The sequence below is a fragment of the Methanomicrobium antiquum genome (assembly GCF_029633915.1).
Classification (GTDB): domain Archaea; phylum Halobacteriota; class Methanomicrobia; order Methanomicrobiales; family Methanomicrobiaceae; genus Methanomicrobium; species Methanomicrobium antiquum.
Map to the genome: position 1 here is coordinate 1856427 of NZ_CP091092.1, position 15562 is coordinate 1871988.

Here is a 15562-nt window from a genome sequence, read left to right on the forward strand (position 1 = left end):
ACATTTTGTTTATTTGACCCTAATCCTCGCATTTGATTTTAAAAACCACATCTGCTTTAAACTCTAATATTCATCTTACAAACTTCATCTTACGATATCTGCTCTAAACCAAACATCTGCCAACAAAAAACATATCCGGCCTTGAAAATGGTTCTTCAATACAATTACAGGCAATCCCATATAGATAAAATTTGACAGGTCAAATCTTCAATTCAGACAAATCATAAGAAATATCAGGCCATACAAATAACCCGTAAATCAAACAATCCATAAATTCATACAAATAAACAGAGTATACACCCCGGCCTAAAAACAACAGAATATACTAAATTTTATAATACAAACAATTTCGTTTGCCGGATTAAACAAAATTTTTAAAATCAGAGATATGGGCATTAAAATGTGAAAAAAATGCAAAATGCAGATAGAATAAATAAGAAAATTTCAAACAATGTTCCGGAGAATAAATCTCATAAACCATATGTTGATTTATGAAAGAAAAATGATAGATTTTAACATCAAAATTCCAGAGCTATGTCACAAGTGATATACCGGGCATAAATCTGATTTTCAATCTGACTTTCAATAGTCAGACAAAAAATATTCAAAATTTATTCTTTTTTGAATTCAGAGGAATATACAAGCGCTCCTTTAACAGGACACACATCCACACATCGCCCGCACATATAACACTCAGACTTATTATCGCCCGCTTTTGCCTCATCAACAGGACATACCGTCTCACATTTCCGGCAATCAATGCACAAATCAGTCCTTCTGAATTTATAACGGCTTTTTATTGCAAGCAATGAAAGAAAAAGTCCATAAGGACATATGAATCTGCAAAACGGCCTGTAAATAAAAAATGAGAGTATCACAAAAATCAAAAACACATAAAACGAAATTGAAAGCATATTTAGAGTGAAAAAATCTTTGATACCCAAAATTCCAATAAGACTTATTGAAAACAAAACAGCCAAAACCAAAAATGCAATAAATACAAAAAATCTTATGAAAACATAATATTTCTTCAAATACTTACCTCTTTTCTTAACCGGAACTGCTGAAATAATTTCCTGTAAAGCGCCAACAGGACAGATGTTTCCACAAAAAATACGGCCAATTACAAAACTTACAATAGCAATGAACAAAAGTCCGAAAACCACAAAAACAGCAGGAGAACCATGAGATGATAAATTCCTCAGGAAAACAGTCTGAAACTGATAGGGTGCAACAGGAGAAAAAAATAAAAATCCGGATAAAACAGAGGCAAATAAAAAAACACTCCGGATTTTTCTGCTCATCAATCCCTTCTTCCAAAGGACAATAATAACAAAAAGGGCAAGAATACAATATATAAAACCGGTTGTCTGAGAAAAGAACTTTATGACCACATAAACACCTTCATGAATTCAATACTTCTAATAAAAGACATCAGACAAATAAAATTACCTGAGAAAAAATGAGAAAATTTGTTAAAAATAAGAGTTACGTACACTTTACCCATTCTGAACTTTCATCAGTCATTTAATGCAAATGTTTCAGCTTCACCTTTCATATTTTTTAATCGCAGAAGCATCCGAATAGACTCTTGCTTTCCCGTTAGCTACTTTTTTTCCCTTAACAACCCTTAATTTTTCAAGAGCAATTAAATCCGGCTCAACACCATAACACAGAGAAATATCTTTTTTAATGCTTTCTTTTGAAGGAATTGCTCCCTCAAAAAAAAGACAAAAAGATATCTCCTTTCTGGAAAATTCAGGATTTTCCTCATAACTTTCAAATTTGATATCCATAATAAACCCAAAAACAAACAACAAAAAAATTAATTTTTATTTTCCTTTCCTTGAAAACCTTCCAAATCCTCTTTTGGTCTTCACTGTCCGGGACGTAAACATATCCCCGCCGGCACTTTTCACATCCTCTATCGTATAGAAAGCATGAGGATTGTATTTGTGGACATGCCCTAAAGCAACAGGGATACTTTTTCGCTTAACAACCGTAAATATAACACTTACATCCCCATGCTGGCCTTTTGCACCTATAACGGTTGTCCTGAATCCTCCTTTTTTTAACCTGTCTATCAGCAGTGTCGCATCATACTGGGTAATTATTCTGATAACAGAAATACCCATTGCCATCTTCTCCTCAATTAAAATCCCGACATAATTTCCGCATGCAAAACCAAGTGCATAGGCAATAAAAGAGACTCCGGGACTTCCATCCTTTAAAACCTGGCTGATTGCAATGAGCCATATACTTATTTCAAAAAAACCCACAACAGGCGCGAGATATTTAAGCCCCCTTGATATGAAGATAATTCTCAATGTTCCAAAGGACACATCTGCAACCCTGGCCGCAAATATAAGCAGTGGAAGCAGTACAAGATTGAATAATTCAGGATCTGTCATGAAAAATTATACACCTGTATTGATGGTTTTTAACACTCAGTCATCATTCCAGAAATAATTTTGGTAAGAAACATCAAAATAACCACTCTTTTCACCCGATTTTTTCACCATAATATTTTGTTTTATCAATATTCTGATATCCGGAATATGTGCCATAATTTAAGAAATAAAAAAAAGATAGAGAATACGTGTTTTATGCAGTACAGAACAGTTCCAAAAACAAATGATAAAATCTCCGCAATAGGGTTTGGCTGTATGCGTCTTCCAGTCAAAAACGGACGTATTGATGAAAAAGAAGCTACAAAACAGATTCATTATGCAATAGAAAAAGGAATCAACTACTTCGACACCGCAATCCCTTACCACATGGGAAAAAGCGAATCTTTTCTAGGAAGAGCACTTTTGGGAGGATTTCGCGAAAAGGTAAAAATTGCAACAAAACTCCCTCACTGGTCAGTTAAATCCAGAGAGGATATGGATGAAATACTAAATTCACAGCTTAAAAAACTACAGACAGACCACATAGATTATTATTTAATCCACAGCCTCGCCGGCGATTCATGGGAAAAAATGAAAAATCTTGGAGTTATAGATTTTTTAGAATCTGCCAAAAAATCCGGCAAAATAATCAATGCAGGGTTTTCATTTCACGGCGACATCAGCTCATTTAAGAGAATTGTTGATGAAAACGACTGGGAATTCTGCCAGATTCAGTATAACATCTTAGATGAAAAAAATCAGGCAGGAACAGAAGGTCTTTTGTATGCCGCTCAAAAAAATCTTGCAGTAATTATTATGGAGCCATTAAGGGGCGGAAATCTTGTGAATAATATTCCAAAAGAGGTTTCTAAAATATGGGATGAGGCTGATGTAAAAAAAACACCTGCCGAATGGTCATTTCAATGGATCTTAAACAAACCCGAAGTAACCACAGTCCTCTCAGGTATGAATGAAATATCACAAATTGATGAAAATACAGATACTGCATCGAATGCATTCCCGGATTCACTTACAAAAGAAGAGCTTTTGATTGTCGATAAAGCAAAAGAGGCCTACATGAAACTTATGAAAGTGGGCTGTACAGGATGCCGGTACTGCATGCCCTGCCCGTATGGAGTAGATATTCCGGAGTGTTTTTCACTTTACAATAATTATTTCATTTTCGGCGGGAAATTAAAGACCAAATTTCACTATATTATCAGACTTGGAGGAATCCTAAGCGACAGAGGAAATGCAGGACTTTGCAGAAATTGTGGGAAATGTAAAAAGTCATGCCCGCAGAATCTTGATATTCCAAATCTTTTGAAAGATGTTTCAAAGACATTTGAGGGAAGAACATTTGGAATAAAAACTGCAATACTAAAAAAAGGAGCCGAACTTCAGGCCAGAATTTCCTTTAAAAAACGCAATTGAGAACTAATAAGATAAAAATAGATAAAAATAGATAAAAATAGATAAAAATAGATAAAAATAGATAAAAATAGATAAAAATAGATAAAAATAGATAAAATTAAGAAGAAAGTAAAAAAACATTTGTGGAATTTATCCAGGTTCCTTTACATTTTTTCTTATCTCTCATTGGATAATTCTCATCTGATGATTATTCATTATGTGTCTTTTTTATTCTGTGTTTTTTTCACCATGTGTTTTTTTCATTCTGTGTCTTTTTCCTGGTTTTTTGTCTGAATTATCTACTCATCGGACGATTTTCCAGCAGATTTTTTATACTGCACCTCCTCATCTCTGTCTTCTCCATGAACGGCGGACAAAATATTTACAAGATGATTTACTGCCGGATTTACTGCCTGTGTACTTCTGAATAATTCAGATACAAATTCCGGTGGAATAAGACTGTATGACAAAACACCTGCCTCAGAGGCCTCTGTAAAAATAAGCCCTCTTAGTTTATCAAAAAGGCATGTATTGAATTTTCGTTCGTTTTTAAGAATTGAATTGTCGCATATCAGTGTCTTTTTCTCCAATATGTAATTCCAGTCAATTTCAGGACTGCCAAACGCTGATCTTAATGTTTCAACTCTCATCCAGTCACTACCAAAACATCCCTTTAAACTCTCTTTTTGAGAGACTATGCAGTCCAGGAGCTTCTTGAAATCATATATAAACAGATTATAGCTTTCTTTAAATTCATTAAAGAGAAGATCGGCTTTTTTCTCAGCATCAGGAGGATCTGCAATCATTCCAAGAACAGATGTTCCAATAAGAAGTGACAGATTTTTTATCAGATTATCAAATGAGGCTTCGGCCTTAACAAGACGGGACAGTACAGAATCATTTTGGCATTTACTGCCCCCACCTTCAGATACATCGCCATACAGCCTCTCATGAACCATAAGAAAAAAAGAGGGCATCGATGCAATTATTGAAAGAAACGGAATTACTCTCATCTGATATCTAATTAAACTCTTTTAAGGCTTATATTTATCCAAAATCTAAAATATGTCAGTACTCCTCTTTCATTTTAATACATGAAATATTACATGAAGCATCTGCATCAGAAACATATCCGGTCAAAATGGTTTAAAGCATTCATAAACTCATATATGGTTTATACACAAATCAGGCCATCAAAACTAATATTTTAAAACTACCGGCAAAGATAGCTGAAAATGTAAAAATAAGAATAATACGATAAATTAACATATAATTCTACGAAGCCTTACAGGCAAAATACCATTGAGTTCTTACCTTAAATCCTTGTAATTTTCTATATCCGACTCTACGCCTACATTTTCACAATTATTTATCCAATACTTTTTTACCTATATGAATCAATCATCAATTCTCAGGATTAATTAATTTCAGAATTCATTATTTCAGAATTCATAAATTCAAAAAAAAGGGGGGATTACAAAGAGATGGACAGAGTCATTCTTGCAACAACATATGGCAAAAGATGCCTTTTGGAATTGAATAAAGACACAAAAGCCGACATATTCAGCTCATTAAAAAAATTTAAGGAAATGCAAAATGAAAATCCTAAAAATTTACTGAATGTTCCAAAAACGCCAATATTATCTCTTGAAATAAATGAATACACTGCAACCCTTACAGTTCATAAAGACATTATTATCCTTCATGCAATTGAAAAAACAAAATCAGCATAAACTGAAGACATAACAAAAAAAAAGGATTGGTGATTTATCTTAATTTTTGATTTATTTTAAAAATCACAGACTTGCCATTATTGCAGAATCGTCATCGGCTTTTTCAAGATAATCCGGGTGAACCTCCTCTTTTACAAAGAATGAGAGAATAAACACAATCATTCCGACAATAAATGCGATGAAAAATGCAAAATCAAAACCTGCAGAAAGAATTTCAAGCTTTATATTTACAGGAGCGGTTGTTGTAATCCCGTGATGACTTGAAATTGCAAGTACACCCTGGATTAAAACAAGATTGTAAACTGCAATTCCAATCGTCATCGGTGCAAACCTCTCAAGGCTTGTAAGGCTTGAAACCATCCCCTGATAATTCTTTGCTGTAGAATTCATAATCATATTAAACAGTGGAGTAACCAAAAGGCCAAGTCCAAAACCTATCAGAATCAGACAGACAATAACAAACGAAAGTCCGGTATCTGCATGAAGCCTTGTCATCATGAAATATCCGCCGGCAATTAAGAACGCCGCTAATATTGTGAGCTTTTTGCCACCAGTTTTGTTAAACAACAATCCTGCAAGAATTCCTGCTATCATCATCGAAAACGAAAGCGAAGTCAGGATAAAACCGGCAGAAGATGTATCATACCCTAAAACATACTCCAGATAAAAAGGCATAAGATAGTTTATTCCGGCAAAACTAAAGAATATCAGCGCCACTATCGAATTCATAAGAATGAAATTTTTGCTTTTGAAAAGTGATAGTTCAAGGAGCGGATTTTTATCCTTCAGCTCATTAAAAACAAACAAAGCCAAAAGAATCAAAGCCAAAATAACAGATACAACAATTGCCGGATTAGTCCATCCCATAGCCTGTCCTTCGGAGATTCCAAAGAGCAGAAGAGCAAGACCTGCAAATATCAAAAATGCACCTTTTTTGTCAAAACCGTCATTATTTTTACTGCCATTTTCATTAGGAATTACTTTAGTTCCAAGTGCGACTGCAAAAATACCTACAGGAACATTTATGAAAAAAACCCAGTGCCATGAAAGATACTGTGTCAGAATACCTCCAAGGGTAGGGCCAAGTGCCATTCCAAGAGAGGCAACAGTCATCACAATCCCCATTGCCTTTCCTTTCATATTAAAAGGAACATAAGCCGCAATCATTGCAGGTGCAATTGCTGTAATCATAGCGCCGCCAACCGCCTGTAGTGCCCTTGAACCAATAAGAGAATCAAAAGAACTGAAAAAATCCGGAATAAAACCACAGGCAAAAGAGCCTGCTGTAAATACGATAAATCCGGATAAAAATATCTTTTTAAATCCCACAGAATCAGAAAGCTTTCCAAATATCAAAAGACATCCTGCCATCACAAGCAGATAAATTGTTGCAACCCAGCTTACCGAACTTGTCGAAACATCAAAAGATTCTGAGATTGTCGGAAGTGCGATATTAACAATTGTACCATCCAGCGATGACATAAAAGTTGCAAGAGATATAGATAAAACCAAAAGGAAAAATCCATTTTTTTTGGAATTATCTTCTGAATTATGCATGATATTAAATTTCTTTTTTATTCAATAAAATCTTTCATTTAATTGATTCTTCATTTAATAGATTCTTCATCGGACTCATGCAGATTGTTTATCCGGTAATTCAATCATTAAATTCTTCAGGATATTCATTAATTAACTCATGCAGATAATTCACCGGGGTAATTCAATAATTATATTCAGCAGTTAATTCATCCATCAATCAGCAATTTATCAATCCCGCTTTTAAGAGAAACAATAGTTATTTTCAAGAGATTAACATGAATTAAAAGCCGTATCAAAAATTAAAACAAACTACTAAAAATTAAAACCAACTACTTAAAATAAAAAAAATACTCTCAAATTTCAACAAAAATCCCTCTCCGGATTTTATTCAGATGCTTTTTCTGTATTTAAGCATCATAACAATTCTTTCATATTCGTCATCTGAAAGACGGCGAACATTGCTCTTCTTATTCATACTTTCACCTCCATCCATTGATGAATCAAAAGTATCTGATTAGGTTAAATTAAAAAAAACCCTACAATTGTTAATAAATCACTAAAAAGCCAAAAACCGGCAATGAATAAAAATAGCTGAAATATTAAAATACTAAAAATGACTGCAGACACCAAAAAAGATACAATTCTTTGCAGGAAAAAGTGATTTAAAAACGTTCATGAAATAAATATTTCAGTCAGACTATATTTAAAAACCAGATCTGATTAACATCAGATCTGGTTTTTTTTCGTAAATTATTTGGATTTATATAGATCTTATTTAATTAATACTGCTTAGCTAATCCAATTAAATTGTCAGGATTATAATATCCGGATAAATTAATTGATTAGATATGGGCATATTTTGCAGTAAAAACGCCGTCTATCTTTAATATTTCATCCATCGCTTCTGAAGGAACGGCTGAATCAACGTTTAAGACCATTACAGCCTCTTCACCCGGATTGTTCCTTCCAACCTGCATACCTGCAATGTTAATATTGTGCTGACCTGTTATTGTCGCGAATTTTCCGATGACTCCCGGTTTGTCATGATGGCGTGAGATAATAACATCTCCACCAGGGGTCATATCAGTCATGTAGTCGCCAATCTTTACGATTCTGAGCTTCTCAGGCGAAGATACATTTCCACTTACAGTCTCTGTCATGGAATCTGTTTTGACAGTAATTGTAATCAGATTTGTAAAGCCGAGTGACTCTTTTGCAAGAGTCTCTGAAACCTTTATACCTCGCTCTGTTGCCGCAAATTCAGCGTTTACAATATTAACAGGGGTCTGAAGAATCGGATCAAGAATGCCTTTTAATGCAAGCCGGGTAACATACTTTGAACCAGAGCCAAAATCTGCGGCTTTACCGCCGTATTCAATATCCACCGATTCAATTCTTCCCTCAACAAGCTGGATGAGAAGTTTTCCCATCTTCTGCGCAAGTCTTGCATACGGCTCTATTCTGTCCTGCTGATCCGGTGCAACCATAGGAGCGTTGACAACAAACTTTGCTGAACCGCCCTTTAACACTTCTATACACTGCTTTGCAACCGATACTGCAACATTCTGCTGTGCTTCAACTGTTGATGCACCAAGGTGCGGGGTTGTAATTACCTGCTCTAAAGTTACAATCTTTGAATTCTCAGGCGGTTCTTCCTCATATACATCCAAAGCCGCACCTGCAACCTTTCCTGCGACAATCGCATCATACAGGTCATCTTCATTTATTATTCCGCCGCGTGCACAGTTAATAATGCGAACGCCGGTTTTCATCGTTGCAATTGTGTCTTTGTTGATGAGATGCTTTGTCTCTTTGATTAACGGTGTGTGAACTGTGATAAAGTCGGCAACCGGAAACAGCTGTTCCAGTGTCATTACCTCAACACCAAGTTCATTCGCCCTTTCTTTATTGATGTAGGGATCGTATGCAACAACCTTCATCTCAAGAGCGTTTGCACGCTTTGCAAGCTCCTGGCCGATTCTTCCAAATCCGACAATTCCAAGAACCTTATCGTTTAGCTCAACACCCATAAACTTTGAGCGTTTCCATTCGCCCTTTTTAACAGATGCAGTCGCCTGCGGAATATTTCTTGCAAGAGATGCCATCATAGCGAGTGTATGTTCACACGCGGCAAGAGTATTTCCTGCAGGCGCGTTTGCAACAATAATCCCGCGCTTTGTTGCAGGTTCAAGCTCGATATTATCTACACCTGCGCCTGCACGTCCAATGAACTTGAGTTTTTCTGCGGCATTAATTACCTTCTCAGTCACCTGTGTTCCGCTTCTTACCAAAAGCCCGTCATATTCATTTATTATTTTAACGAGTTCGTCCTCTGATAAACCGGTCTTTACATCTACTTCGCAAAATCCGCGAAGGATATCTACTCCCTCATCTGCAAGAGGGTCGCTGACAAGCACTTTGTAGCTCACTTAAAAGTCCCCGTATTATTTTACACATACAGCATATTGATTGTTTTTATAACTTCATCCTCAATAACAGCCGCAATTTTCCTTTTTTTTATTTTAATCAGTCGCAATTTGAAGGTTTTTTTAGAATTCGACCCAGATTAACATCCTTTCACCAATGATATTTTACAAACTTTCTATAAAAACGTCCATGAAATTATATTTCATGCACCGGTTTCATGTAAGTTACAAAGTAACTTTCATGTAAATTTTTAAAACTTTTTACAACCTGTTACATATGATTCAAAGCTCATTCACAATATATTCATAGCGAATTCCAGTACATACACAATATATATCCAGTATATCTCCTTCATTTACAGTATATTCACAACAAAAAAACACACACAATCAACAATGAAAAATCTTTATGAAGATTGTCAGTTGTGGCCACTTTTGGGAAACATAATTTAGCCTCATAGTCATAGATATTACACAACCTATACGACAGGTGGATTTATAGCATGAGTAATATGCCAGATATTCTGTGGCTAGCAGAAATAAAAAAAGAGGATATTCCGTCAGTTGGCGGCAAAGGAGCCTCGCTTGGCGAAATGACTTCAGTCGGACTTCCTGTGCCTCCTGCATTTGTTGTAACAGCGCAGGCATTCCGCCGTTTTCTTGTAGAAACAGGCATCGAAGATGAACTCTTCAAAAAACTTGAGGGTGTTGATGTCGAAGACTCAGATGTTTTGGAAACAACCGCTCAGAGAGTAATGAAGCTTGTAATGAGCGTTAAAATCCCAAAGAAACTTGAGGAAAACATACTTCTGTCCTATAAAAAGATGGGGGACAATGAGGTTGTCGCTGTGCGCTCCAGTGCAACTGCAGAGGATCTTCCTGACGCAAGTTTTGCAGGTCAGCAGGAAACTTACCTCAATATCAGGGGTGATGAGGATCTTCTTGTGGCAATCCAGAAATGCTGGGCATCCCTTTACGGAGCACGCGCAATTTACTACCGCGCAAAGCAGGGATTTGACGACAGAAGTGTTGATATTGCAGTAGTCGTCCAAAAGCTTGTCTACTCTGAAAAGGCAGGGGTTATGTTCTCATCTCATCCTGTAACAGGAGAGTCCTCAACAATAATCGAAGCTTCATGGGGACTTGGAGAAGCAGTGGTCTCCGGTGCTGTATCACCTGACAACTATGTCTTTGACCAGAACTCAAAGCACATCGTTGACCGCTACATCGCAAATAAAATAGTTGAGATAGTTCCTGACGGCAGTAAAGGAACAAAAGAGGTTGAAGTTTCAAAAGAAAGACAAAACGCAACTGTTCTTTCAGACAATGAAATAATAAAGCTTGCAAAATTTGCAAAAATTGCAGAAGATCACTACGAAAATCCACAGGATATTGAATGGAGCATCGTTGGCGACACAATATACATCCTTCAGTCCCGTCCGATTACAACAATCACAAGCAAAACATCCAAAAAAGGCAAAGATGTACATGGAGAAGGGAATATTCTTCTTGAAGGTCAGGGAGCATCCCCTGGCATTGCAACAGGCGCTGTTGTAATCGTCCACTCAGTAAAGGACCTTTCAAAAGTAAAAGACGGCAATATCATGGTTGCAAAGATGACAAATCCTGATATGGTGCCTGCAATGAGAAAGGCCGCCGCAATCATCACTGATGAAGGCGGAATGACATGCCATGCCGCAATTGTATCACGTGAGCTTGGCACACCTGCCGCTGTCGGAACTAAAAAGGCCACACAAATCTTAAAAGACGGCCAGATTGTAACAATAGATGGTGAAAAAGGTCTTGTATTCGAAGGCGATGTTAAAAGAGCCGAAGAACCTCAGGCACAACAGGTTGCAGGATTTATATCTGCACCAGCTCAGATTATCACTGCAACAAGCATCAAAGTCAATGTATCTCTCCCTGAAGCCGCAAAGCGTGCGGCGGCAACCGGTGCAGACGGTGTTGGCCTTTTAAGAATCGAACACTTAATTTTAGGTCTTGGAAAAACGCCGAACTGGTACATAATAAACAAAAAAGAAGATGAATTCATCAATGAACTATACTCCGGTATCAAGACTGTAATGGATGAGTTCAACGGAAAGCCGGTCTGGGTAAGAACTTTAGATGCTCCAACTGATGAATTCAGAAACATGAAAGGAGGCGAAGATGAGCCTGAAGAGCACAATCCAATGCTTGGGTGGAGAGGTATCCGCCGCGACCTTCAAAGCAAAAGTCAGTTCAGACTTCAGGTAGAGGCCTTCAAAAAACTCTGGAACGAAGGATACGATAATCTTGGAATAATGTTCCCGCTTGTCGGCCACCCTGACGAGTTCGTCGCCGCAAAAGGCATGATGAAAGAATTTGGTGTTGATGTTGAGAATAAAACACTTGGAATAATGGTTGAAATCCCAAGCAGTGCAATTTTGATTGACGACTTTATCTCTGCCGGAATAAACTTTGCATCCTTTGGAACAAACGATCTTATCCAGTACACTCTCGCAATCGACAGAAACAACCAGAATGTCGCCGACATGTACAGGCCAAAACATCCTGCTGTTTTAAAGCTCATTGAATATGCAATTAAGCGCTGTAGAAAAGCCGGTGTTGAATGCTCAATATGCGGCCAGGCAGGATCTGATCCTGAAATGGTCAAATGGTTAGTCGAAACAGGCATTGCAAGTGTCTCTGCAAATATTGACGCAGTACAAAAAATCCGCGAGACTGCCGCAAGAACAGAGAAGAAAATCATTCTTGATGCGGCACGAAAATAAAAAATAAGTGACTATATAAAATGCAAAAAAAGGGTTGTTCTGAAGAAGAACTCTTCTCTTTTCTCTCTTCAGCAAGATTAAAGGACCGAAAATACGAAAAAGTCCTAAGTTCAATGTGCACAATTCCGCATCCTGTTGCGGTAAAAGCACATAATATGTTTATTGAGACAAATCTCGGAGACCCCGGACTTTTCATGGGGACAGCCTCGATTGAGGCACTTTTGGTTGAAAGGCTAGGGGTTCTTCTCCATCATAAATCTGCGGGAGGATATGCAACAACAGGAGGAACAGAGTCAAACATTCAGGCTCTTCGCATTGCAAGAGAGATTAAAAACTTAAAAAATCCAAATGTTGTTGTTCCGGAATCTGCCCATTTTTCTTTTGAAAAAGCATGCGAAATACTCTCGCTTGAGCTAAGAAGTGTTCCTTCTGATAAAAACTATCAGATGGACGAAGAAAAAATTGAGGAGTGTATTGATAAAAACACAGTATGTCTGGTAGGAGTCGCCGGAACAACTGAATACGGTGTCTTAGACCCGATATCTTATCTTTCGGAAATTGCTCTTGAAAGAGATATTTTTCTCCATGTAGATGCCGCATTTGGAGGTCTTGTTCTTCCATTTATCGATGAAAAACCTGATTTTGACTTTAAACTTCCGGGCGTTTCAAGCATATCGGTTGATCCTCACAAGATGGGAATGTCAACAATTCCGGCAGGCTGTCTTTTGGTTCGTGATTCATCTGTTTTTAAATCAACAGAGGTTGACACGCCTTACCTTACTGTTAAAAAGGAGTGCACACTCTGCGGAACAAGACCAGGAGGGTCGGTTGCGGCGGCTTTTGCAGTCCTTGAATATTTAGGTGAAGAAGGAATGGAAGAGATTGTCAGCAGGTGTATGAAAAACAACAATAAGCTGATTTTTGGCATGAAAAAACTGGGGTATCCTGTTGCCGCAGAGCCCTGTGTAAATGTAGCATCGTTTTTGTGCGAGGATACACCAAAAGGCTGGCAGGTTTCAAGGACACGTTATGGTCATTTGAGAACAGTCTGCATGCCTCATATAACAGAAGATATAATTGATGAATTTTTAAAAGACGCAGAATCAATGCAGAACTAAGAGGAATATTATGTTTAACAAACTTGTAGAATCACTAAAAACCTGCCCTATTGTAAAAAGGGGCGAATATAATTATTTTATTCATCCGATATCAGACGGTGTCCCGATTGTTGAACCTGCACTTTTAAGAGAAGTTGCGGTTTTGATGCTCAGGGCGCTTGACCTAAAGGGCGTTGACAAAATTGTAGTTGCAGAAGCAATGGGAATACACATCGGCGTTGCACTTTCACTGATGACAGATCTTCCTCTTACAATCATCAGAAAGAGGGAATATCAGCTTTCAGGAGAAGTTGCCCTTCATCAGACAACCGGATACTCAAAAGGAGAGCTTTACTTAAACGGTATCGAAAAAGGCGACAGAGTAGTTGTTATCGATGATGTGTTCTCAACCGGCGGAACGATGAAGGCTATTCTAAAAGGTCTTGCTGATAAGGGTGCTGAGGTTTCAGACGTTTTGGTTGTAATCAAAAGAGGCGAATGTGACATAGGAAGGCCATACAAATACCTTGTTGAGATTGAAGTTACAAAATCCGGTGTAAATGTTAAAGATACAAAATTCTGATCTTTTTTTAAGGCTTGAAAAAACAGGTGCAAAAAAGATAGGTCTTCAGTTTCCTGAAGGTTTGAAGCGTGAAGCATACGCTTTTGCAGATGAACTGAAAATAAGAGGTTATGATGTTATAATATCAGGTGATCCCTGTTGGGGTGCATGTGACCTTGACACATCTCTTATTAGTGAATGCGATTGTTTAATCCATTACGGACATGCACCTGTAGATGATACAAAAAACGTCCTCTATGAATTCATAAGTCAGGATATCGAAATCAGTTCACTTGAAGCTGTTTTGCCCCTTTTAAAAACAAAAAAAACCGGCCTTGTTACAACAATTCAGCATGTGCATGAACTTGAAAAAGCAAAAGAATTTTTAAAATCCAATGGAATTGAGGCTGTTATTGCAAAAGGCAGTAAAAGAACGCCCTATCCAGGTCAGATTTTAGGATGCAGTTATGAGGCCGCAAGAAATACAGAGTGTGAGGAGATACTCTTTATCGGAACAGGCGTTTTTCATCCTCTCGGAGTTTCTCTTGCAACCGGCGCAAGAGTTGTTGCATTCGATCCATTTATGAAAATAGCAGAAGCGGTTGACTCTGACAAACTATTAAGGCAGAGGTTTGCAAAGATTGAAAAAGCAAGAAATGCCGGGAACTTTGGAATAATTTTAAGCAAAAAATCCGGGCAGAAAAGATATGAGCTTGCAAAAAGGCTCTGTTCACTCTCAGATAAGGCATATCTAATCTCTCTTTTTGAGATAACACCCGATGCACTTCTAAATTTAGGATTTGACGCTTATGTAAATACGGCATGTCCTCGTCTTGCATACGATGATCAGGCAAGGTATCCGCGTCCTGTGCTTTCACCAGCGGAATTTGAGATAGTTTTGGGTCTTCGCAACTGGGAAGACTTCGAGATTGATGAAATTGTCTAAAGATAAGTATCTATGCAGTATTTAAAATATGCAATATTTATTCTTCTATTAAATACATTACAAAACGGGGTGATTTCATATCAAACTTCGAACACTTGAGATAAAACTTGAAGGGCTTTTGGATTTCAAAAACCCCGACTGTTCTCTTGAGCAGTACAAAACACCTGCAGTTGTTGGCGCAAGGCTTTTGTATGACGCAATGCTTAAAGGCGACATTAAAGGACTTTCTGTCTTTGACCCGGGGTGCGGTACAGGTGCACTTGCAATCGGTGCGAAACTGCTTGATGCAGACTATGTTTTAGGAATAGACATAGATTTTTTTGCAGTTGAAACAGCAAAGAAGAATGCTGAAAGTCTGTCTCTTGAAGTTGATTTTTTTGTCTCTGACATAAAGAACTTTAATCACCGGCACTTTGACACAGTTGTTATGAATCCGCCGTTTGGTGCACAAAATGTTCATGCAGACAGACCATTTATTGACGCGGCTCTTGATTGTGCTGATGTTGTGTACTCAATATTTAATAAAGGAAGTCTTGCTTTTTTAAAGGCTTATACAAAGAAAAGAGCAGAAATTACCGATGTTTTTACCTGCAGTTATCCAATAAAACACACATTTTCACATCACACAAAGGAGTGTGCCTTCATCGATGTTGAAATAGTGCGGATGGTAAAGTTATAAGTG

At 37.4% G+C, this 15562-nt stretch carries 13 protein-coding genes; 7 read left to right on the top strand and 6 right to left on the bottom strand.

The window, feature by feature from the left end; translation table 11 throughout:
• Positions 1 to 611: 611 nt before the first annotated feature.
• From L1994_RS09160 to L1994_RS09170, 3 genes are all read right to left on the bottom strand, one after another.
• On the bottom strand, positions 612 to 1394 hold the full coding sequence (locus L1994_RS09160) for a 4Fe-4S binding protein (protein ID WP_278099138.1): 783 nt from the start codon (positions 1392 to 1394) through the stop codon (positions 612 to 614).
• A 153-nt stretch (positions 1395 to 1547) separates the two neighbouring features.
• Positions 1548 to 1796, bottom strand: coding sequence for an eS24 family ribosomal protein (locus L1994_RS09165; protein ID WP_278099139.1), 249 nt, complete (start codon positions 1794 to 1796; stop codon positions 1548 to 1550).
• A gap of 36 nt (positions 1797 to 1832) precedes the next feature.
• Positions 1833 to 2411, bottom strand: coding sequence for a DUF2179 domain-containing protein (locus L1994_RS09170; protein WP_278099140.1), 579 nt, complete (start codon positions 2409 to 2411; stop codon positions 1833 to 1835).
• 195 nt (positions 2412 to 2606) lie between these two features.
• Here L1994_RS09170 and L1994_RS09175 point away from each other — a divergent pair, with 195 nt between their 5' ends.
• Positions 2607 to 3824, top strand: a complete 1218-nt coding sequence (locus L1994_RS09175; protein WP_278099141.1) for an aldo/keto reductase — start codon at positions 2607 to 2609, stop codon at positions 3822 to 3824.
• A 278-nt stretch (positions 3825 to 4102) separates the two neighbouring features.
• On the opposite strand, the gene L1994_RS09180 is transcribed toward L1994_RS09175, so the two are convergent.
• Positions 4103 to 4816 carry a hypothetical protein gene (locus tag L1994_RS09180; protein WP_278099142.1) on the bottom strand — a complete coding sequence of 238 codons (714 nt, stop codon included), beginning with the start codon at positions 4814 to 4816 and terminating at the stop codon, positions 4103 to 4105.
• 471 nt (positions 4817 to 5287) lie between these two features.
• Between L1994_RS09180 and L1994_RS09185 the strand changes: the two genes are divergently transcribed.
• Entirely contained in the window at positions 5288 to 5536 is a 249-nt protein-coding gene (locus tag L1994_RS09185) for a hypothetical protein (protein ID WP_278099143.1), read from the top strand.
• 63 nt (positions 5537 to 5599) lie between these two features.
• Here L1994_RS09185 and L1994_RS09190 read toward each other — a convergent pair whose 3' ends face one another.
• Both L1994_RS09190 and serA read right to left on the bottom strand, forming a co-directional pair.
• Complete coding sequence (locus tag L1994_RS09190; RefSeq protein WP_278099144.1) at positions 5600 to 7093, bottom strand: MFS transporter; 1494 nt, start codon at positions 7091 to 7093, stop codon at positions 5600 to 5602.
• Positions 7094 to 7917: 824 nt separating this feature from the next.
• Entirely contained in the window at positions 7918 to 9504 is a 1587-nt protein-coding gene (gene serA / locus L1994_RS09195) for a phosphoglycerate dehydrogenase (protein ID WP_278099145.1), read from the bottom strand.
• A 500-nt stretch (positions 9505 to 10004) separates the two neighbouring features.
• Between serA and ppsA the strand changes: the two genes are divergently transcribed.
• From ppsA to L1994_RS09220, 5 genes are all read left to right on the top strand, one after another.
• Entirely contained in the window at positions 10005 to 12275 is a 2271-nt protein-coding gene (gene ppsA, locus L1994_RS09200) for a phosphoenolpyruvate synthase (protein ID WP_278099146.1), read from the top strand.
• Between the two features lie 20 nt (positions 12276 to 12295).
• Positions 12296 to 13393, top strand: a complete 1098-nt coding sequence (gene mfnA, locus L1994_RS09205; protein ID WP_278099147.1) for a tyrosine decarboxylase MfnA — start codon at positions 12296 to 12298, stop codon at positions 13391 to 13393.
• Between the two features lie 10 nt (positions 13394 to 13403).
• Positions 13404 to 13955 (top strand): hypoxanthine/guanine phosphoribosyltransferase, encoded by a 552-nt coding sequence (gene hpt, locus L1994_RS09210; RefSeq protein ID WP_278099148.1) that lies wholly within the window; start codon positions 13404 to 13406, stop codon positions 13953 to 13955.
• Positions 13933 to 14880 (top strand): diphthamide biosynthesis enzyme Dph2, encoded by a 948-nt coding sequence (gene dph2, locus L1994_RS09215; protein WP_278099149.1) that lies wholly within the window; start codon positions 13933 to 13935, stop codon positions 14878 to 14880. Before hpt ends, dph2 begins: the two co-directional genes overlap by 23 nt.
• A 118-nt stretch (positions 14881 to 14998) precedes the next feature.
• Positions 14999 to 15559, top strand: a complete 561-nt coding sequence (locus L1994_RS09220; RefSeq protein ID WP_278099150.1) for an METTL5 family protein — start codon at positions 14999 to 15001, stop codon at positions 15557 to 15559.
• Positions 15560 to 15562: the final 3 nt, after the last annotated feature.